The organism is Escherichia sp. 10290, from assembly GCF_030295155.1.
In the GTDB taxonomy this organism is placed as follows: domain Bacteria; phylum Pseudomonadota; class Gammaproteobacteria; order Enterobacterales; family Enterobacteriaceae; genus Escherichia; species Escherichia coli_F.
Genome location: NZ_AP025741.1, coordinates 2,890,156 through 2,910,216, shown reverse-complemented (window position 1 = coordinate 2,910,216; position 20,061 = coordinate 2,890,156). Strand labels below are relative to the sequence as shown.

Below are 20,061 nucleotides of genomic sequence, written 5' to 3'. Positions count from 1 at the left end.
GGCTTATTGTCCTGCGAGTTGCTGAAGGGCTGTGATGACGCGGTCGGCATCGGCGGTGGTCATATCCGGGAACAGCGGCAACGAACAGATGCGTTCGCTATTCCATTCGGTATTCGGTAACGACAGCTCGGGAAAACGCTCGCGATAATATTTTTGCGTGTGAGCGGCGCGGAAATGTAACCCGGTACCAATGCCTCTTTCTTTTAACGCTTCCATCAACGCATCGCGACTGATACCACAACGTTGTTCATCGACACGAATAATAAACAGATGCCAGGCGTGAACGTGCGGCCAGGCGGGAAGGCTTAATGGCTCAAAGGGGAGAGCTGCCAGTGCTTGCTGATATTGCAGAGCAATTTCGCGCCGACGGGTGTTGAGGTGCTCTAATTTGGCTAACTGGGTCAGGGCAATCGCGGCGTTAATATCGGTCAGATTATACTTATAGCCCGGCGTTAAGACTTCAGCTTGCGGTGCACGGCCCCAGGTTTGTCTGTCATAGGCATCGACACCCAGACCGTGAAATTTCAGCATCCGTAGCTGGCGGGCAAGGTTTTCATTATCAGTAACAATCAGGCCACCTTCCGCACAGGTAATATTTTTGATGGCGTGAAACGAAAAAATAGCGGTACCTTTTGCGCCAATATGTCGGCCTTTGTAATACGTACCGACGGCATGGGCAGCATCTTCGATAACTGCGATGCCGTAACGTTCGCCAATGGCGCGAATGGCGTCAATATCTGCTGGCGCACCGGCATAATGCACCGGAATGATGGCTTTAGTGCGTGGCGTAATGGCTGCTTCGATCGTTTCAGGCGTGACCATCAGCGTATCGCGGTCGACATCCACCATTACCGGCGTTGCACCCAACAAGGAGAGCATATTGAGGGTTGAAACCCAGGTCAGGGAAGGCGTAATCACTTCATCGCCCTTGCCAATTTCCAACGCCATTAGCGTGATATGCATTCCGGCGGTGGCTGAACTGACCGCGATGGCATGCTGATTTCCCGTCAACTGGCAAAAGGCTTGTTCAATCGCCTGATTCTTCGGACCGGTTGTGATCCAACCAGATTCGAGAACCTCTTTAACTGCAGCGACTTCCTCCTCGCCCATTGCTGGTCGCGAAAAAGGCAAAAATTCTGACATTGTTTTTCCATCCGTCGTTGAATACTTTTCCACTTATATTTGCCATAAAGAGTGTTGTGTATATTTTGCCATTTGGAGCGAAATTCTAAGGATAGAATATTAACTTAACCTTAAGAAATTAATATTAGACGTAAATATTGAAATTTTTATATTTTTTCTTATTTAGGCTTTGCATTTGGCAAAATTTTGAGGCATTTTGCCGGCATCGTAGGATTTTTAATATTACACCAACTGCTAATTATCGCCAGAAATGTCGCTCAATTTCACGGTAATTGTCTGGTTGCACTTGTCTATAGGTGGAGTTTACGTGTTAGCTTTTTGCCGCTCTTCGTTGAAGTCAAAAAAATATTTCATCATTTTACTGGTGCTCGCTGCAATTGCCGGACTGGGTACTCATGCCGCCTGGAGTAGTAATGGTTTGCCACGTATCGACAATAAAACACTGGCCAGACTGGCACAGCAGCACACGGTTGTCGTTTTGTTTCGCCATGCTGAACGTTGCGATCGTTCAACCAATCAATGCTTGTCAGATAAAACAGGTATTACGGTCAAAGGTACCCAGGATGCCCGTGAACTGGGCAACGCTTTTAGCGCTGACATCCCTGATTTCGATCTTTATTCCAGTAATACCGTCCGGACCATTCAGTCGGCGACCTGGTTTTCAGCGGGGAAAAAGCTGACGGTAGATAAACGACTTCTTCAATGCGGTAATGAGATTTATAGTGCAATTAAGGACTTACAAAGCAAAGCACCTGATAAAAATATCGTTATTTTTACCCATAATCATTGCCTGACATATATTGCTAAAGATAAGCGTGATGCGACATTTAAACCTGATTATCTGGATGGCTTAGTTATGCATGTGGAAAAAGGCAAAGTTTATCTGGATGGGGAATTCGTTAACCACTGATTTTTCAATCTGACAGCCAGTAATGGCTGCCATCACTGTTACAGAAGACCTTTCAAACGTAACGTTTTTCGGGTGGCGACATTCAAATCATAGTGCGCTAGATCTTCAGGTTTTACCCACGCGTAGTCCTGAAACTCTTCGTTTATTTTCACTTCTCGGTTGGCTGATACACAGTCAAAGATCAGGTAAATCATATAAATTTCTTCCTTGCGACCATCTGCATACATCTTGGTACGAATATCATCGCTGAAGGTCCACGGCGTGATTTCTGTCAAAATCAGCTGTTCTCCCAGTTCTTCACGAATTTCGCGGCGTAGTGCCTCTTCAATTCGTTCACCAGGCTGCACGCCGCCACCCGAAAGCGCCCATTGACCGGGGAAAACGCCGCGATCGTCGGCCATTTTACACAGCAAATAAGCACCATCATTTTGAATCAAAGGGCAAACAATAGTCCGTTGTCGCACGGGGATATTCCTTATAAATAAAAAGAAACCATGAGAATACGGCAACTCAGAAATATGTGAAAGTGACAGTAATCTCTTTTGCGATGATAACTGTACTTATTATTATTTTTGTGTGTATCGATACAGTGTGTTTATTTTTTCAGCGTTTAATTATTTGAGAAGTATTTAGTTACAATAAGTGACTAGATCCCTTTTTTCGCTCATTGAATCCTCAGCGCCAGGCAGTACAATCCCGCAGCTTTGGGAATTATGATTAATTGCTTGTGGGAAAGGGGATAATGAAAAAAATTGCGCTAGCAGGTCTGGCCGGAATGCTGTTGGTTTCTGCATCGGTCAATGCAATGAGCATCAGCGGCCAGGCGGGTAAAGAATACACCAATATTGGTGTCGGTTTTGGTACGGAATCGACGGGCCTGGCGTTAAGCGGTAACTGGACACATAACGACGACGACGGTGACGTCGCGGGCGTAGGGCTGGGGTTGAATCTGCCTCTTGGTCCGTTAATGGCGACCGTTGGCGGAAAAGGCGTTTACACCAACCCGAATTACGGCGATGAAGGTTATGCTGCGGCGGTAGGAGGTGGTTTGCAGTGGAAAATAGGCAACAGCTTCCGTTTGTTTGGCGAGTATTACTACTCTCCAGATTCGCTCTCCAGCGGTATTCAAAGTTATGAGGAAGCGAATGCTGGTGCGCGTTACACCATTATGCGTCCAGTCAGTATTGAGGCAGGTTATCGCTATCTGAATCTGTCGGGTAAAGATGGTAACCGCGACAACGCCGTGGCTGACGGTCCATATGTTGGCGTTAACGCCAGTTTCTGATGCCTTCCGGCGCGGCATTCTGTCGCGCCATTCAGTTTCTTACTACGCCTTATCTCCCTTTGCGTTATAGTGATTCGATAACAAAAGCAGGAGATAACCATGTTAACAGTGGAAATGTTATCCACCGGGGATGAAGTGTTACACGGGCAAATCGTTGACACTAACGCTGCCTGGCTGGCCGATTTTTTCTTTCATCAGGGGTTGCCATTATCTCGCCGCAATACGGTGGGGGATAACCTTGATGACTTAGTCACCATTCTGCGCGAACGTAGTCAGCACGCCGATGTGCTGATCGTCAATGGCGGACTGGGGCCGACCAGTGATGATTTAAGCGCACTCGCCGCTGCGACTGCAAAAGGAGAAGGCCTGGTGCTGCATGAGGCCTGGCTCAAAGAGATGGAACGTTATTTTCGCGAACGTGGACGGGTGATGGCACCGAGCAACCGTAAACAAGCGGAGCTACCTGCCAGTGCAGAATTTATCAATAACCCGGTAGGCACCGCTTGTGGTTTTGCCGTGCAGCTTAATCGTTGCCTGATGTTCTTTACCCCCGGCGTACCGTCAGAATTTAAGGTGATGGTCGAGCACGAAATCCTGCCGCGCCTGCGCGAGCGTTTTTCTTTACCGCAGCCGCCGGTTTGTCTGCGTTTGACTACCTTTGGTCGTTCGGAAAGCGATCTGGCGCAAAGCCTGGACTCCCTGCAACTGCCGCCGGGCGTTACAATGGGCTATCGCTCTTCTATGCCGATAATTGAACTTAAGCTGACCGGACCGGCAAGCGAGCAACAGGCGATGGAAAAACTGTGGCTGGACGTTAAACGTGTTGCCGGACAGAGCGTGATTTTCGAAGGCACCGAAGGACTGCCCGCGCAGATCAGTCGCGAATTGCAGAGCCGCCAGTTCAGCCTGACGTTGAGCGAGCAATTCACCGGTGGTTTATTGGCTTTGCAACTTTCTCGCGCAGGTGCTCCATTGCTGGCGTGTGAAGTAGTTCCTTCACAGGAAGAAACCCTGGCGCAAACTGCGCACTGGATTACAGAACGGCGTGCCAACCATTTTGCCGGGCTGGCACTGGCTGTTTCTGGTTTCGAGAACGAACATCTCAACTTTGCGCTAGCCTCGCCAGACGGCACTTTCGCTCTGCGTGTGCGTTTCAGCACTACGCGCTACAGCCTGGCTATCCGTCAGGAAGTGTGCGCAATGATGGCACTGAATATGCTGCGCCGTTGGTTAAACGGTCAGGACATCGCCAGTGAGCATGGCTGGATTGAGGTTGTTGAGTCCATGACTTTATCTGTCTGATTCCGCCACTCCGTGCCGGTTTACTGCACCGGCACGTTCCCCCTCCGGCAAAATTTGTCCAACCTGTTGTACTCAATAAGAAAAAATCCGTGCGCTGATTCACAAATTTGTGCGTAATTTCTCCAGTCCGCTGGACGAGGTGCGGGATTTGATGCGCTTCACAATTTTACTCCCCCTGAGCAACGAGACTGATTCCAGTATCTAAGACTGGAGTCCAGTATGTTGGAATCAAGCAAAGTTCCCGCCCTGACACGGGCTATTGATATTCTCAATTTGATTGCCCGCATTGGCCCCTGTAGTGCTGCGACGATCATTGACACATTGGGGATCCCTAAAAGCACGGCCTATTTGCTGCTTAATGAACTCAGGCGTCAGCGTTTTCTTAGCCTTGATCACCAGGAAAATTTTTGTTTGTGGACCAAGCTGGTGGAGCTTTCCGGTCATGCGTTAAGCAAGATGGATCTCCGGGAACTGGCTCGACCGCGTTTGACGCAACTGATGGATACCACCGGGCTGTTATGTCACCTGGGGATTATTGATAACGGCAGCGCTTATTACATTTTGAAAGTGGAGTCATCAGCCACTATCAGCGTGCGTTCCCATGAAGGAAAAAGCCTTTCGCTTTATCGCTCCGGAATAGGTAAATGCCTGCTAGCCTGGCAACCTGCATCTGTACAGCAAAGTATTATCGAAGGGCTGGTCTGGGAGCAGGTGACACCCACAACGATTACTCATCCACAGCAACTTCACGAAGAACTGGCGCGTATTCGCCGTCAGGGCTGGAGCTATGACAACGGCGAAGATTACGCCGATGTCCGTTGTGTCGCTGCGCCGGTGTTTAACGCCAATAACGAGCTTACCGCTGCGATCTCGGTGGTCGGTACCCGCTTACAAATCAATGAAGAATACCGTGATTATCTGGCGGGCAAGGCCATTGCCTGCGCCAGGGATATTTCACGTCTGTTGGGATGGAAAAGTCCCTTTGACTTACAGGCCTCATAACAATGGAGAACAGCATGACCCTACCAAAAATCAAACAGGTTCGCGCCTGGTTTACTGGCGGTGCGACAGCAGAAAAAGGCGCTGGCGGCGGTGATTATCACGACCAGGGGGCGAATCACTGGATTGACGATCATATTGCCACCCCGATGAGTAAATACCGCGATTACGAGCAGTCACGCCAGTCATTTGGCATTAACGTTCTTGGCACGTTGATTGTTGAAGTCGAAGCAGAAAACGGCCAGACCGGATTCGCCGTTTCGACAGCCGGTGAAATGGGCTGTTTTATTGTCGAAAAACACCTTAACCGTTTCATTGAGGGTAAATGTGTCAGTGATATCAAACTGATCCACGATCAAATGCTCAATGCCACCCTGTATTACTCCGGCTCTGGTGGCCTGGTGATGAATACGATTTCCTGTGTCGATCTGGCTCTGTGGGATCTGTTCGGCAAAGTGGTCGGGCTTCCGGTTTATAAACTTTTAGGCGGCGCAGTTCGTGATGAGATTCAGTTCTACGCCACAGGTGCGCGTCCGGATCTGGCAAAAGAGATGGGCTTTATCGGTGGCAAAATGCCGACGCACTGGGGGCCACATGATGGCGATGTGGGGATCCGCAAAGATGCCGCTATGGTCGCGGATATGCGTGAAAAATGCGGTGAGGATTTCTGGTTAATGCTCGACTGCTGGATGAGTCAGGACGTGAACTATGCCACCAAACTGGCCCACGCTTGCGCGCCCAATAACCTGAAATGGATCGAAGAGTGCCTGCCGCCACAGCAGTATGAAGGTTATCGCGAACTGAAACGCAACGCGCCAGTCGGAATGATGGTCACCAGCGGTGAGCATCACGGCACACTGCAATCTTTCCGTACGCTTTCAGAAACCGGTATCGACATTATGCAGCCGGATGTTGGCTGGTGCGGTGGCTTAACCACGCTGGTGGAAATTGCCGCAATCGCCAAATCCAGAGGGCAACTGGTGGTGCCGCACGGTTCGTCTGTTTACTCTCACCATGCGGTGATCACCTTCACCAATACGCCATTCAGCGAATTCCTGATGACCAGCCCGGATTGTTCAACGATGCGTCCGCAATTTGATCCGATTCTGCTTAATGAGCCAGTGCCGGTGAATGGTCGTATTCATAAATCAGTGCTTGATAAACCCGGTTTCGGCGTCGAGCTCAATCGTGACTGCAATTTGAAACGCCCCTACAGCCACTAATCATTCCGGGCGTTGCTTTGACAACGGTAACGCCCACATATTCTAAGGAGCTTTTTATGAGCACCGCTTTGCTTGACGCCGTGGTGAAGAAAAACCGTGCGCGTTTAATTCCGTTTATGTTGGCGCTGTATGTGCTGGCGTTTCTCGACCGTTCGAATATCGGTTTTGCCAAACAGACCTACCAGATTGATACCGGGCTGAGTAATGAAGCTTATGCGCTGGGAGCAGGCATTTTCTTTGTGGTATATGCGTTTCTGGGTGTTCCGGCGAATCTTTTGATGCGCAAACTGGGGGCAAGAACCTGGATTGGTACGACAACACTGCTGTGGGGATTTCTTTCGGCAGCCATGGCATGGGCCGATACTGAAGCGAAATTTCTGATCGTTCGCACTCTGCTTGGTGCTGCGGAGGCCGGGTTCTTCCCTGGTATGATTTATCTCACCTCGCAATGGTTTCCGCAGCGTAATCGCGCCAGCATTATGGGGCTGTTCTATATGGGCGCACCGTTGGCGTTAACACTGGGATCACCGCTTTCCGGCGCGCTGCTGGAGATGCATGGATTTATGGGGCATCCCGGCTGGTTCTGGATGTTTGTGATTGAAGGATTGCTGGCAGTCGGCGCTGGTGTATTCACATTCTTTTGGCTTGATGACACGCCGGAGCAGGCTCGTTTTCTGAGTAAAGAAGAAAAAACGTTGCTTATCAACCAACTGGCAAGTGAAGAACAACAGAAAGTGACTTCTCGACTGAGCGATGCGCTGCGTAATGGGCGAGTCTGGCAACTGGCGATTATCTACCTGACCATTCAGGTGGCGGTTTACGGATTAATTTTCTTCCTGCCGACGCAGGTTGCTGCATTGTTGGGGACAAAAGTGGGCTTTACGGCGTCGGTGGTCACCGCCATTCCGTGGGTCGCGGCCTTGTTTGGGACCTGGCTTATTCCGCGCTATTCCGATAAAACCGGCGAACGGCGTAATGTCGCGGCGCTGACATTACTGGCGGCGGGCATTGGTATTGGTCTCTCCGGGCTGCTTTCTCCAGTACTGGCGATCGTAGCGCTGTGTGTTGCAGCCATCGGGTTTATTGCCGTGCAGCCGGTGTTCTGGACGATGCCGACACAACTGCTTTCCGGTACGGCGCTGGCGGCGGGGATTGGTTTTGTAAACCTGTTTGGTGCAGTGGGCGGGTTTATTGCCCCGATCCTGCGCGTGAAAGCAGAAACGTTGTTTGCCAGCGATGCGGCTGGATTACTGACGCTGGCAGCGGTGGCGGTCATCGGTTCGCTGATTATTTTCACTCTGCGTGTAAATCGCACTGTTGCGCAGACCGACGTGGCACATCATTAATAGGTTAAGGAACACCATGAACGCATTATTAACCAATCCCTTTAAAGAACGTTTACGCAAGGACGAAGTGCAAATTGGTCTGTGGTTAAGCTCGACTACTTCTTATATGGCAGAAATTGCCGCCACCTCCGGTTATGACTGGTTGCTGATTGACGGGGAGCACGCGCCAAACACCATTCAGGATCTTTATCACCAGCTACAGGCGGTAGCGCCCTATGCCAGCCAACCCGTGATCCGTCCGGTGGAAGCCAGTAAGTCGCTGATTAAACAAGTCCTGGATATTGGCGCGCAAACTCTACTGATCCCGATGGTCGATACTGCCGATCAGGCACGTCAGGTGGTGTCTGCCACGCGCTATCCTCCCTACGGTGAGCGTGGTGTCGGGGCCAGTGTGGCACGGGCTGCGCGCTGGGGACGCATTGAGAATTACATGGCGCAAGTCAACGATTCGCTTTGTCTGTTGGTGCAGGTGGAAAGTAAAACAGCACTGGATAACCTGGACGAAATCCTCGACGTCGAAGGGATTGACGGCGTGTTTATTGGACCTGCGGATCTTTCTGCCTCGTTGGGCTACCCGGATAACGCCGGGCACCCGGAAGTGCAGCGAATTATTGAAACCAGTATTCGGCGGATCCGTGCTGCGGGTAAAGCGGCTGGTTTTCTGGCTGTGGCTCCTGATATGGCGCAGCAATGCCTGGCGTGGGGAGCGAACTTTGTCGCTGTTGGCGTTGACACGATGCTCTACAGCGATGCCCTGGATCAACGACTGGCGATGTTTAAATCAGGCAAAAATGGGCCACGCATAAAAGGTAGTTATTGATATCAAAGGCCCATGGGGATCGGCTGTGGGCCTGTGTTAATTAGTGGTTATTCGCTGCCAGATCGGCTTCGCTTAGCTGGGTGGCAGCGAGCACCAGGTCACGATCAATGCCCTGTTCCAGCATGCGCAAAGCAATTTTAATGGCTTGTTCATGCATGCCCTCCTGCCAGCCAATTTGATGCCCTTCCTGCCGTAGCCGTTCAGCAATAGTCATCAATCTCTCCTTTTAATAACAGTTCGGAATATCAGCATCAGTGAGTTGGGTTGTCGCCAGCACAATCTCACGTTCAAAGCCCTGTTCCAGCATGCGCAAGGCAATTTTAATGGCTTGTTCATGCATACCTTCTACTTTGCCTTTCTGCAAACCCTCCAATTTCCCCTCCTGCCAACCTTCAATTTTACCTTCCTGCCAGCCAATTTGGTGTCCTTCCTGCCGTAGCCGTTCAGCAATAGTCATCAATTTCTCCTTTTGTAGTGGTGAACGTTCGGCAATCTCCTCAATAAAACGGGTGAAACGGGAGGTATCGCCGCATTGCAGCAGATAATTAAACAGCGTTTGTAGCTGGCTGTCATTAGTGAAGCCTCTAACCAAAAGCGTGGTGATCCTGTCGACCATACCGATTAAATCGCGGTCGCGAATATGCTTTTGAATCAGTTCAAGCAGAGCTATACGCCGATGTTGCATGATCTCATCGTCAGGCACGATGGTGATATCCACCAACGGAAAAGCTTCGGTGTACAACTGCCGGGCAAGTTGCGGATCGTCAAACTCATCCAGCCAGTTAAGTGAGTATGGGTAGGGCGAGGTTTCGCCGTGATAAAACAGCAACGGCACCACCAGCGGGACTCTGTCATAGCCTTTGTCAAGGTGACGCTGCATGGCGGCGGTGGCATAGCGCATTAGCCGAAAAGCCATATTCTTTTCTGCAGAGCTTTGATGTTCAATCACGCAGTAGATATAGCCGTTACCGTCGCTGGTTTCCACGGACCACAAAACATCCGAGTAGTAAGCGCGTAAACTTTTTTCAATAAAGCTGGTGGGTTCCAGGCGTAAGGTTTGCAGGTTGCAAAGTTTACGCAGTGGCTCCGGTAGATGTATTTCGAGAAAATCCCGCGCGGTTTCGGGCGAGAACATAAAGGTTTTAAACACCGCATCATGCGGGGAGGAGGTTGTTGATTCGGTCATGGTTGTCCGTCACCTGATATTTATGATGACGCGACATTACGCGGATCTCAGAACAATGACATCTGCCAGTTTCTGCCTTTGCGAGACGTTTTCAGAAGAATTTTCAAAGCGATGCAACGCATACACTGGATGCGGAATCACGTACGCAAAAATGCCCGATAAGCAATGCGCTTACCGGGCATCACAAGGAAGATTAAGACAGCGCCTGGGCCAGCAGCGTAATCGGGTGCTCGCAGCGAAGGCTTGTAGACATTTCAATCTGCCATTTGCAGGTTTCGCAGTCGGTGACCACCAGATCTGCGCCGCTTTCTTCTATCTGACGGAACAGTGGTGCGCCGATGGCTTGTGAGGTTGGGTAGTTCTCTTTTTTGAAACCGTAAGTTCCGGCAATACCGCAGCACTGGGAATCCAGCACCGTTAACTCAAGCCCCGGGATTTTACGCAACAGTTCCAGGGTGTAGAGTGTCCAGCCCATTTTTTCCATATGGCACGGGGTGTGATAAACCACTTTTAGTGGCAGCGTTTTCAGCGGTAACGTTTTTCCTTCGTCCAGCTTGCGCCACAGCCAGCGGGTCGCCAGTTCGATGTGATCGCGTAAGCCTCTGTTGTCGACATTCAGCACTTCCGGGTACTCGTCGCGCAGAGCAAACGTACAGGTCGAGGAGGTGGCAATCACCGGAATGCCTTTTCCCCCCACAGCTTCGCGGATCGACTCTACATTCGTGATTGCTTGTTTACGTGCTTTATCGGTAAAGCCGTTGGCGATGAGCGGCACGCCGCAGCATTTTTCTTTGCTGAGCAGTTGAACGCCGGTACCCATCGCATTGAGCACTTTAATTAAATCTTTACCTAACTGCGGATGGTTGTAGTTAACGAAGCAGCCGTGAAAGAAAGCCACCTGGTCTTTATATTGCGCTTGCTGAGCCGCCACGCTGCGATACCAGCGACGAAACGTACCGAAGGAGTATTTCGGTAGCGTGCGGCGATGATCGATTTTTAACGCCGCATCAAGCAACTGCCGCACTGGTTTCAGCGAGGTAGCGGTGTTGACGATTGGAGCAAACGGCGTGGAAACGCTACCCATCAGGTCGGTATGACTCAACACAAAATTGCGCAGCGACGGGCGCGTGGTGTCATATTTCGCCCGCGCGCGCTGGATGATATCGCCAATCTTCACATCGGACGGGCAGGCGACTTCGCAACGTTTGCAGTTAATACAATATTTCAGTGCCTCGTCATACAGTGCACCATCTTTTAAACGCAGACGCTCGCCATCCGGCCCGGCTTGTTTTGGCCCCGGATAGCTGGGATTCACCCGGCTCACCGGGCAGGCGGTGGTGCAGACGGTGCACTTAATGCAGTTTTCGAAGCTGGTGTCGTTCATTGTTGGCCTCCTGCGCGTTGGGCAATTTGTTGAGCGGCATGTAAAGCACTGACGGCACAAACACCGCCGCCGCATCCCTGGGCAATGGGATCAAATCCGCCCAGCACCGAACCGATGACAAATAGGTTCTCAATGGTTTTCCCCGCCTGCGACGGGCGCAGCGCCTCATCAGTGGTGACACCGAACTGCTGCCACGGCTGCGGCGCAAAAAAATCTCCCTTATACCATTCACCCCGCGTAGCGGTTTGTAGTACATCAAGACCAATAATTGGTTCACGAATGCCTTCACGTTCCGCTACCAGTCCGCCACTAAAGAAACTGCCGCTGGCGAGCACGGCAAAGCGTGGACGCAGCGGGATATCGGCGTGATTGCGGGTCCAGATTTCATTCACCACGCCATTTTTACAGGTCACTTTTTTCACTTCATCGCCCGGCATCCACACGCCACCCTGGCGCACAAACTGGCGCTGTAACTGGTTTTGCAGACGAATGCCCAGCACTGAAGGTGGTAATGTCGGCAGTAACATTAATGAACAGGGCAATTGCTCGTTCAGCCACCGCCAGAGTTTGTCATCAGCCAGGCCGAAGCAGGCGGGCATCAGGATCATTTCGCTGGTATTGGCGACAGGAATAAGCGCATCAATTAACAGAGGCCAGTTTTCTTCGTTATCAAGGAAACGGGCGATATTCACCGCGCGGAACTCGGTGGCGTTATTGCGCAGGATATCCAGTTCTGGCAGCTCTATTTCTGCGGTTTCAACATTAAGATCCAGTTCGCGCAATGAAGCCGCCGCAAGATGCGCCTGAAAATCCATCAGGCCGCTAATTCCCACTACACAAATTTTCTTCGCGGGCAGCGGCCAGACGGGGACTTCTGGCGAACTTAGCCAGGTAGAGCGCAGAGTACCGAGCGGCGTAACTCGCTGGTGAGCCAGCTCTACGCTGCCCTGTAATTGCGCACCGCTTTCAGCGATTAATGTCTGTGCCTGACAAGCGAGATCGAGCACGCGTTGTGGCCCGAGAAGAGAGTATGGATGGGCAGGTGCCTGATGACACAAAGATTCCAGTCCACTGTGAATGTCTGTCACCGGCTGACCGTCAGGCAGATGGCTCAGCAAATCCAGCGATCCGGATGAGAAATGCAGCGCGCTTTGACCACGAGTGACAATGGCACAGCGCAGGCCGTGTTTTTGCAGTTGCAGGCCACAGAGTAATCCGGCGAGCCCGCCGCCCATAATGACAGTATCAAAGCGCATCTTTCTGCTCCTTCTCCAGACCACAAAGTCCCTGATAAACCCAACGGGTAAACTCGCTTTCGCGCAATGCGTCTCCCCAGGCGATGGGTTGCACGCCTTTCCAGCGTTCGTTAAGGAAGGTGGAAAGTTGCTCGATAGATTGCGCGGACGTCGTGACGTTAAAACGCTGTAGCAGTCCGGCAGCGCGGCAGGCGCAGAGCTCGCCCTGGCAGGTTCCCATCCCCACACGGGTGCGACGACGTAAATCCAACAGGCTGTTAACGTTTAAATTTTCTACTGCGTACTGCACTTCACCCGCAGTTACCGCTTCGCACTCACATACCAGGCTGCGGTGCAGACGGCCTTCGCTAAGCCAGGCAGGCGTGCGATCGCCATGACGATAAACCGCAGAACCGCGCAGCGGGGCAGGCAGGGAGATGACTTTACGCAAGGTAACTTCAGCGGGTTCCTGTGAACCTGGAAGTGCCAGATCGGCGGTCGTACAGGGGCGCGTATTGCCCAGCTTGCGACATACCGCGTCGGTAGCCCATTCCGCCATCAGCCGATAGGTCATCAGTTTGCCACCGGTGATGGTGATAAATCCGTCCAGACCATCGCGTTCAGCATGATCGAGCAGCACGATACCGCGACTGACGTTACGCCCGCTCGGATCGTCATCGCTGGCAACCAGCGGACGCACGCCAGAGTAGGCCCGTAAAATACGCGTTTTCGCCATCACGGGGGCCAGTTTTTCCCCTTCACGCAGCAGAATATCCACTTCTTCTGCCGTCACTCGATTATCGTCAATCTCGTTGTAATCAATACGTAAAGATGTGGTGCCAATCAGCGAAATGGTATCGCCTGGCACCAGAATATCGGCGTCAGAAGGTTTACGGCAGCGGTTGATCACATGCTGATTAATGCGGTGATCCATAATCAGAAGCGACCCTTTCGCCGGGAACATGCGAATGCGCAGATCGGCATATTCCGCAATATGTTGCCCCCAGATCCCGGCGGCGTTCACCACTACAGGCGCATGAAGTGCCTGAATTTCGCCAGTGAGATGGTTACGTACACGAACGCCACACACCGTCGCGCCTTCACGAATCAGACCTGTCACTTCGTGCGCGGTGAGGATAATGGCACCGTGTTCTTTCGCATCGAGCATGTTCGCTGCGGTCAGGCGAAATGGGTCAACAGTGCCATCCGGAACTTTTACCGCGCCAATCAGTGCCGGGTTAACGGAAGGTTCGATAATGCGTGCTTGCTGCGGATCAATGGCTTCAGCACTGATTCCAGCCTCTTCGCAAGCACGAATAAAAGTGGCCTGGAAGGAGAGGTCATCTTCCGGCAGGGTGATAAACAGGCCGTTGGTCGGTTCAACGCAGTGACGTGCAATGCGTTTTAAAATCTGGTTTTCACTAATACATTCGCGGGCCGATTCCGCATCGGTTACCGCATAGCGTGCGCCGCTGTGCAGCAGACCGTGGTTGCGCCCGGTCGCGCCTGTTGCGATGTCGTGGCGCTCAACCAAAATCACGCGCAGCCCGCGCAGGGCACAGTCGCGGGCAATCCCGGCTCCCGTTGCGCCGCCGCCAATGATAATCACGTCACTTGATTGCGAGTCGCGAGTTTTCATTGTTATCCCTCTGAAGTTCGTTTTTTTACCATTTAGCCATAGTAAAAACATGAATTGTTTGATTTCGCGCATATTCGCTCATAATTCGAAAGTGAAACGTGATTTCATGCGTCATTTTGAACATTCTGTAAATCTTATTTAATAATGTGTGCGGCAATTCACATTTAATTTCTGAATGTTTTCTTAACATCGCGGCAACTCAAGAAACGGCAGGTTCTCCCACTGAATCAGGCTGTTAATCATAAATAAGACCACGGGCCACGGAGGCTTTCAATGTTGAGTATTTTTAAACCGGCGCCACACAAAGCGCGCTTACCTGCCGCGGAGATCGATCCGACTTATCGTCGATTGCGCTGGCAAATTTTCCTGGGGATATTCTTTGGCTATGCTGCTTACTATTTGGTTCGTAAGAACTTTGCGCTCGCTATGCCTTACCTGGTGGAGCAGGGATTCTCACGCGGTGATTTAGGTTTCGCGCTTTCTGGGATCTCGATCGCCTATGGATTTTCGAAATTCATCATGGGTTCGGTGTCGGATCGCTCGAATCCGCGCGTTTTCCTCCCCGCAGGTTTGATTCTGGCGGCGGCAGTGATGCTGTTTATGGGCTTTGTGCCATGGGCGACATCGAGCATTGCGGTGATGTTTGTACTGTTGTTCCTCTGCGGTTGGTTCCAGGGTATGGGGTGGCCGCCGTGTGGTCGTACTATGGTGCACTGGTGGTCGCAGAAAGAACGTGGCGGCATTGTGTCGGTGTGGAACTGCGCACACAATGTCGGTGGTGGTATTCCGCCGCTGCTGTTCCTGCTGGGGATGGCCTGGTTCAATGACTGGCACGCGGCCCTCTATATGCCCGCTTTCTGCGCCATTCTGGTGGCACTATTCGCCTTTGCGATGATGCGCGATACCCCACAATCCTGTGGCTTGCCGCCAATCGAAGAGTACAAAAACGATTATCCGGACGACTATAACGAAAAAGCGGAACAGGAGCTGACCGCAAAGCAAATTTTCATGCAGTACGTGCTGCCGAACAAACTGCTGTGGTACATCGCCATCGCCAACGTGTTCGTTTATCTGCTGCGTTACGGCATCCTCGACTGGTCACCGACCTACCTGAAAGAAGTTAAGCATTTCGCGCTGGATAAATCCTCCTGGGCCTACTTCTTCTATGAGTATGCGGGCATTCCGGGCACCCTGTTATGCGGCTGGATGTCGGATAAGGTCTTCCGCGGTAACCGTGGGGCAACCGGCGTCTTCTTTATGACACTGGTGACCATCGCAACTATCGTTTACTGGATGAACCCGGCGGGCAATCCCAACGTCGATATGATTTGTATGATTGTCATCGGCTTCTTGATCTACGGTCCTGTGATGCTGATCGGTCTGCATGCGCTGGAACTGGCACCGAAAAAAGCGGCAGGTACGGCAGCGGGCTTTACCGGTCTGTTTGGTTACCTGGGCGGTTCGGTGGCGGCGAGCGCGATTGTTGGTTACACCGTGGACTTCTTTGGCTGGGATGGCGGCTTTATGGTAATGATTGGCGGCAGCATCCTGGCGGTTATCCTGTTGATAGTTGTGATGATTGGCGAAAAACGTCGCCATCAGGAATTACAGCAAAAACGCAATGGAGGCTAATGGCATGAAATTGACGCTGAAAAACCTTAGCATGGCGATCATGATGAGTGGAATGATCATGGGAAGCAGTGCAATGGCGGCGGATAGCAACGAAAAAATAGTCATCGCCCATCGCGGTGCCAGTGGATATTTACCGGAGCATACGCTGCCAGCAAAAGCGATGGCTTATGCGCAGGGAGCGGATTATCTGGAACAGGATTTGGTGATGACGAAGGATGATCATCTGGTCGTTCTGCATGACCACTATCTTGACCGGGTAACCGATGTCGCCGATCGTTTCCCGGATCGGGCGCGTAAAGATGGCCGTTACTACGCGATAGATTTTACGCTGGATGAAATTAAGTCGCTGAAATTTACCGAAGGTTTCGATATTGAAAACGGTAAAAAAGTGCAGACTTATCCGGGGCGTTTCCCGATGGGTAAGTCTGACTTCCGGGTGCACACCTTTGAAGAAGAGATTGAATTTGTTCAGGGGTTAAATCACTCCACTGGGAAAAATATTGGTATCTATCCAGAAATTAAAGCGCCGTGGTTCCATCATCAGGAAGGGAAGGATATTGCAGCAAAAACGCTGGAAGTGCTGAAGAAATATGGTTACCTCGGTAAGGACGACAAAGTTTATTTGCAATGTTTTGATGTTGATGAACTGAAGCGCATTAAAAATGAGCTGGAACCCAAAATGGGCATGGACCTCAATCTGGTACAGTTGATTGCCTATACCGACTGGAATGAAACGCAGCAGAAACAGCCAGACGGAAGCTGGGTCAATTACAACTACGACTGGATGTTTAAGCCCGGGGCCATGAAACAGGTGGCGGAATATGCTGATGGTATTGGTCCGGATTATCATATGTTGATTGAGGAGACATCGCAGCCAGGTAATATCAAACTCACTGGCATGGTGCAAGATGCTCAGCAGAATAAACTGGTAGTACATCCTTACACCGTGCGGTCAGATAAGCTGCCTGAATACACTACTGATGTGAATCAGTTATATGATGCTCTGTATAACAAAGCGGGTGTAAATGGGCTGTTTACTGATTTCCCTGATAAGGCAGTAAAATTCCTTAATAAAGAGTAATGCTACTGCAGGATGGCGTTCATGCGCCATCCTCTGCTAAAACGAAATAATGCTACTACCGGTTATTCTTTTCATTAACGGGTGCATCCTGTAAAAAGATGCCAACATAATTTTCGTAAAACTCATTCGTTAAAAAAGCTAACGCTGGGCATTGTTATTCTTTAAACAGTATGAATATGCCTCAATAATAAATTGTAATGCAGTTTATACTGTAAAGTATTATTCTAATTTCGGAAAGGTAAAGAAAATATTAATGTATCTTATTAATTTATCATATTGTTCTTGGGTGAATGCTGTTTGCACACCTTCAGGGCAATATTTACCAGTAATAACCAGTTGCCCATTGCTGTGTTGTACCATTAAACCTTCTTTTTCCTTTGGATCTACAAAATTAGAATTATCAAATGTGAAGATATTCTTTTCCTGTTTTGAGTAAGCAAAGAAATCTCGTGTATAGCTGAAACTATCATTTATTAATGGTGCTAACTTTTTGTCGGCGATATCGCTAAGCTCACCACTTAATTTATTGATGTATTTCATTTGCTTCAATTTTTTCTGCGCTTGCACAATTTGCTTGTAGGTATTTTCAATTTTTTTAGAAGAATTCTTAAATACATCATAGCGTTCCCCGGAGGATGTGGATTTGTACCATTCTGTATTTTTCTCAGAATGTAGTAGCAGGTCTGTATATTCTTTTTGCTTGCTGTAAAGTTGAGTTCTTATATTTAACTCGTGGATAAATTTATAAATTTTGTCAGAGTTGGTTATTTTTGGTGTGTCTTTGTCTGTCAATGTTTGGATCTTGTTATTGATATTTTCTTTTGCAACATGCTCATTGATGATGTTAATTGCAGTTTCATATTCATTTAAATTTATTGTTCTTTGTGAAAGAAACCCTTCTTTGCTTTCGATACTCAAAACACCTTCGTTGTTTTCACCTCGGGTAAAGGTAAGGATATAGGGTTCATAATCTTCTGCAAATTCATTTTTATACGTTATGACATGCTCGACAAAATGTCTTATTGGTACGAAACCATAACTGTGAACGTCAATTTTTTGTGTTTTGATACTATCAATTTCATCTGAGGCTTTCGTGAAAAAAGCCAATAAATTAGCTATGTTGTCTGCTGAGGTTGATAACCCGAATCTACTTTGAGATATTTTTAGAAACTCATTGCAAAAAATCTCAAGTTTCGCGGTTTGTTGTGATTCTTTGTAAATTTCTGCTGTTTGCAATTTATTATTTTGTAAAATATTACAGCGAGATAAGTGAATAGATGTATTTGGCATAAATGATTCCTTGTAGTGTGAGTTAACAAGATACAATTTAATCTTTGCAGAATATATTCACTATCAAATTTAGCTCATTTTATTACGAAGACCTTTACGCATGTTAGAAAGTATCATTATTGTTAATAAATACGGTAATAAGTAACAAACAGATATTGATAACTTCCCTGACAAGTTATTAGGTATCCCACTTGAAGATTGAGAATGGCTCCAGAGTAAACTGTGTACTGTTCGCCGGAGTGTCATTACTCTCAACAATCGGTTTTGACAGTGAGTCGGGCGCTTCATACCGGTTTCTACCTGGAGTCATTGTCACTTCTCCCAACTGAATAAATATATATCGCCAATTCACAAAGTGGGCCAAAATCAGGTGAAAACGAATTATTACGCCTGGTAAAGACTATAGTACAACTAAGTGTGGCGAATCAGGCAGTCTTGCATTTGTCATCAATCTCATGTCTTACATCAAATTTTTCCACTCACCACGAGTTGTTCCGTACACGTTTGTAGTAAAAACAGTGGACTGCCTTCTACCGGCTTTTCTTTAGCCAGCAACGAAATCTGTCGATAGAAGGTTGGTTCGAGAGGAACGGAACACAATTCACCTGCAATGGTTTTCAGCGTTAACTCTGGTAATAAGGCGATGCCTAATCCCTGTCGAATAAAACTGATCGCTGTATCCGGGTGATTAAATTCATATTTTATTTGCTGGGCGCACTATTAGTGGTAGTGGCTGGTGGAGTCTATGCGCTGCAAATGAAGGGTAAAAGCGGTGTCGCGCTAGTAGTGGCAAAAGAAATTCATTAATACGACACGTTTCATTAAGATTTTTCGCAGGTAACCACCTATAGTCATTGTCGTTAATAAAAAATGACAGGCGATAGGGTATGGCAGTTTCAGCAAAGCACGATGAATTTAATCACTGGTGGGCAACAGAGGGCGACTGGGTTGAAGAGCCTAACTATCGCCGTAATGGGATGAGCGGGGTGCAATGCGTCGAGCGCAACGGCAAAAAGCTGTATGTAAAGCGCATGACGCATCATCTGTTTCATTCCGTACGTTATCCGTTCGGTCGACCGACGATTGTCCGTGAGGTTGCGGTAATTAAAGAGCTGGAACGGGCTGGTGTCATTGTGCCGAAAATCGTTTTTGGTGAAGCGGTGAAAATTGAGGGTGAATGGCGCGCGTTGCTGGTGACGGAAGATATGGCGGGGTTCATAAGTATTGCTGACTGGTATGCCCAGCATGCAGTAACACCTTATTCTGACGATGTTCGGCAAGCCATGTTGAAAGCTGTGGCGATGGCGTTTAAGAAAATGCATAGCGTTAATCGTCAGCATGGCTGTTGTTACGTTCGCCACATCTATGTGAAAACAGAAGGTATGGTAGAAGCTGGTTTTCTTGATCTGGAGAAAAGTCGTCGCCGCTTACGTCGGCATAAAGCGATTAATCATGATTTCCGCCAGCTGGAAAAATATCTGGAGCCGATCCCTAAAGCGGACTGGCAGCAGGTTAAAGCGTATTACTACGCCATGTAATCACGTAGGCCAGATAAGACGCGTAAGCGTCGCATCTGGCACAAGTAC

At 49.4% G+C, this 20,061-nt stretch carries 16 protein-coding genes and 4 pseudogenes; 11 read left to right on the top strand and 9 right to left on the bottom strand.

The features are described from left to right. Positions 1-3: 3 nt before the first annotated feature. The gene (gene arnB / locus QUE74_RS14665) at positions 4-1,143 is read right to left on the bottom strand and encodes a UDP-4-amino-4-deoxy-L-arabinose aminotransferase (RefSeq protein WP_001288715.1); all 1,140 of its coding nucleotides are present in this window, start codon (positions 1,141-1,143) and stop codon (positions 4-6) included. A gap of 307 nt (positions 1,144-1,450) precedes the next feature. Here arnB and ais point away from each other — a divergent pair, with 307 nt between their 5' ends. Then, positions 1,451-2,053, top strand: a complete 603-nt coding sequence (gene ais, locus QUE74_RS14660; RefSeq protein WP_001360820.1) for a lipopolysaccharide core heptose(II)-phosphate phosphatase Ais — start codon at positions 1,451-1,453, stop codon at positions 2,051-2,053. A 38-nt stretch (positions 2,054-2,091) separates the two neighbouring features. Here ais and nudI read toward each other — a convergent pair whose 3' ends face one another. Then, a complete protein-coding gene (gene nudI / locus QUE74_RS14655; protein WP_001354786.1) occupies positions 2,092-2,517 on the bottom strand; it encodes a nucleoside triphosphatase NudI in 426 nt (141 codons plus the stop codon). 278 nt (positions 2,518-2,795) lie between these two features. Here nudI and QUE74_RS14650 point away from each other — a divergent pair, with 278 nt between their 5' ends. From QUE74_RS14650 to yfaU, 6 genes are all read left to right on the top strand, one after another. After that, positions 2,796-3,338, top strand: coding sequence for a YfaZ family outer membrane protein (locus tag QUE74_RS14650; protein ID WP_000717009.1), 543 nt, complete (start codon positions 2,796-2,798; stop codon positions 3,336-3,338). Positions 3,339-3,437: 99 nt separating this feature from the next. Then, positions 3,438-4,640 (top strand): nicotinamide mononucleotide deamidase-related protein YfaY, encoded by a 1,203-nt coding sequence (locus QUE74_RS14645; RefSeq protein ID WP_000958555.1) that lies wholly within the window; start codon positions 3,438-3,440, stop codon positions 4,638-4,640. A gap of 219 nt (positions 4,641-4,859) precedes the next feature. Then, positions 4,860-5,642 carry an IclR family transcriptional regulator gene (locus QUE74_RS14640; RefSeq protein WP_000894180.1) on the top strand — a complete coding sequence of 261 codons (783 nt, stop codon included), beginning with the start codon at positions 4,860-4,862 and terminating at the stop codon, positions 5,640-5,642. A 14-nt stretch (positions 5,643-5,656) separates the two neighbouring features. Beyond that, positions 5,657-6,862, top strand: coding sequence for an L-rhamnonate dehydratase (rhmD, locus tag QUE74_RS14635; RefSeq protein ID WP_001354785.1), 1,206 nt, complete (start codon positions 5,657-5,659; stop codon positions 6,860-6,862). Between the two features lie 56 nt (positions 6,863-6,918). Further along, a complete protein-coding gene (locus QUE74_RS14630; protein WP_001308785.1) occupies positions 6,919-8,208 on the top strand; it encodes an MFS transporter in 1,290 nt (429 codons plus the stop codon). A gap of 16 nt (positions 8,209-8,224) precedes the next feature. Further along, entirely contained in the window at positions 8,225-9,028 is an 804-nt protein-coding gene (yfaU, locus tag QUE74_RS14625) for a 2-keto-3-deoxy-L-rhamnonate aldolase (RefSeq protein WP_000992973.1), read from the top strand. 40 nt (positions 9,029-9,068) lie between these two features. Here yfaU and QUE74_RS14620 read toward each other — a convergent pair. The 5 genes and pseudogenes from QUE74_RS14620 to glpA form a co-directional block, all read right to left on the bottom strand. Then, positions 9,069-9,254 (bottom strand): annotated as a pseudogene (locus QUE74_RS14620) (Rpn/YhgA-type helix-turn-helix domain-containing protein); the annotation flags it as partial. Continuing rightward, positions 9,255-10,214, bottom strand: a complete 960-nt coding sequence (locus tag QUE74_RS14615; RefSeq protein ID WP_000140541.1) for an ISNCY family transposase — start codon at positions 10,212-10,214, stop codon at positions 9,255-9,257. Between the two features lie 193 nt (positions 10,215-10,407). Then, positions 10,408-11,598: an anaerobic glycerol-3-phosphate dehydrogenase subunit GlpC gene (gene glpC / locus QUE74_RS14610; RefSeq protein WP_001000391.1), complete on the bottom strand. Its 1,191-nt coding sequence runs from the start codon at positions 11,596-11,598 to the stop codon at positions 10,408-10,410. Continuing rightward, entirely contained in the window at positions 11,595-12,854 is a 1,260-nt protein-coding gene (gene glpB / locus QUE74_RS14605) for a glycerol-3-phosphate dehydrogenase subunit GlpB (RefSeq protein ID WP_001209916.1), read from the bottom strand. Before glpB ends, glpC begins: the two co-directional genes overlap by 4 nt. Continuing rightward, positions 12,844-14,472: an anaerobic glycerol-3-phosphate dehydrogenase subunit A gene (gene glpA, locus QUE74_RS14600; RefSeq protein ID WP_000857270.1), complete on the bottom strand. Its 1,629-nt coding sequence runs from the start codon at positions 14,470-14,472 to the stop codon at positions 12,844-12,846. The genes glpB and glpA overlap by 11 nt, the downstream gene beginning before the upstream one ends. A gap of 273 nt (positions 14,473-14,745) precedes the next feature. Between glpA and glpT the strand changes: the two genes are divergently transcribed. After that, positions 14,746-16,104, top strand: coding sequence for a glycerol-3-phosphate transporter (gene glpT, locus QUE74_RS14595; protein ID WP_000948720.1), 1,359 nt, complete (start codon positions 14,746-14,748; stop codon positions 16,102-16,104). Positions 16,105-16,108: 4 nt separating this feature from the next. After that, positions 16,109-17,185, top strand: a complete 1,077-nt coding sequence (gene glpQ, locus QUE74_RS14590; protein WP_001354784.1) for a glycerophosphodiester phosphodiesterase — start codon at positions 16,109-16,111, stop codon at positions 17,183-17,185. 219 nt (positions 17,186-17,404) lie between these two features. Here the strand turns inward: glpQ and QUE74_RS14585 are convergent. Further along, positions 17,405-18,475, bottom strand: a pseudogene (locus QUE74_RS14585) (hypothetical protein). Positions 18,476-18,940: 465 nt separating this feature from the next. After that, a pseudogene (locus tag QUE74_RS14580) lies at positions 18,941-19,183 on the bottom strand (LysR substrate-binding domain-containing protein); the annotation flags it as partial. Between QUE74_RS14580 and QUE74_RS14575 the strand changes: the two are divergent. Continuing rightward, positions 19,172-19,282: pseudogene (locus QUE74_RS14575) on the top strand (hypothetical protein); the annotation flags it as partial. The pseudogenes QUE74_RS14580 and QUE74_RS14575 sit on opposite strands and share 12 nt — an antisense overlap. An 80-nt stretch (positions 19,283-19,362) precedes the next feature. Further along, positions 19,363-20,013: a lipopolysaccharide kinase InaA gene (inaA, locus tag QUE74_RS14570; RefSeq protein WP_000301026.1), complete on the top strand. Its 651-nt coding sequence runs from the start codon at positions 19,363-19,365 to the stop codon at positions 20,011-20,013. Positions 20,014-20,061: the final 48 nt, after the last annotated feature.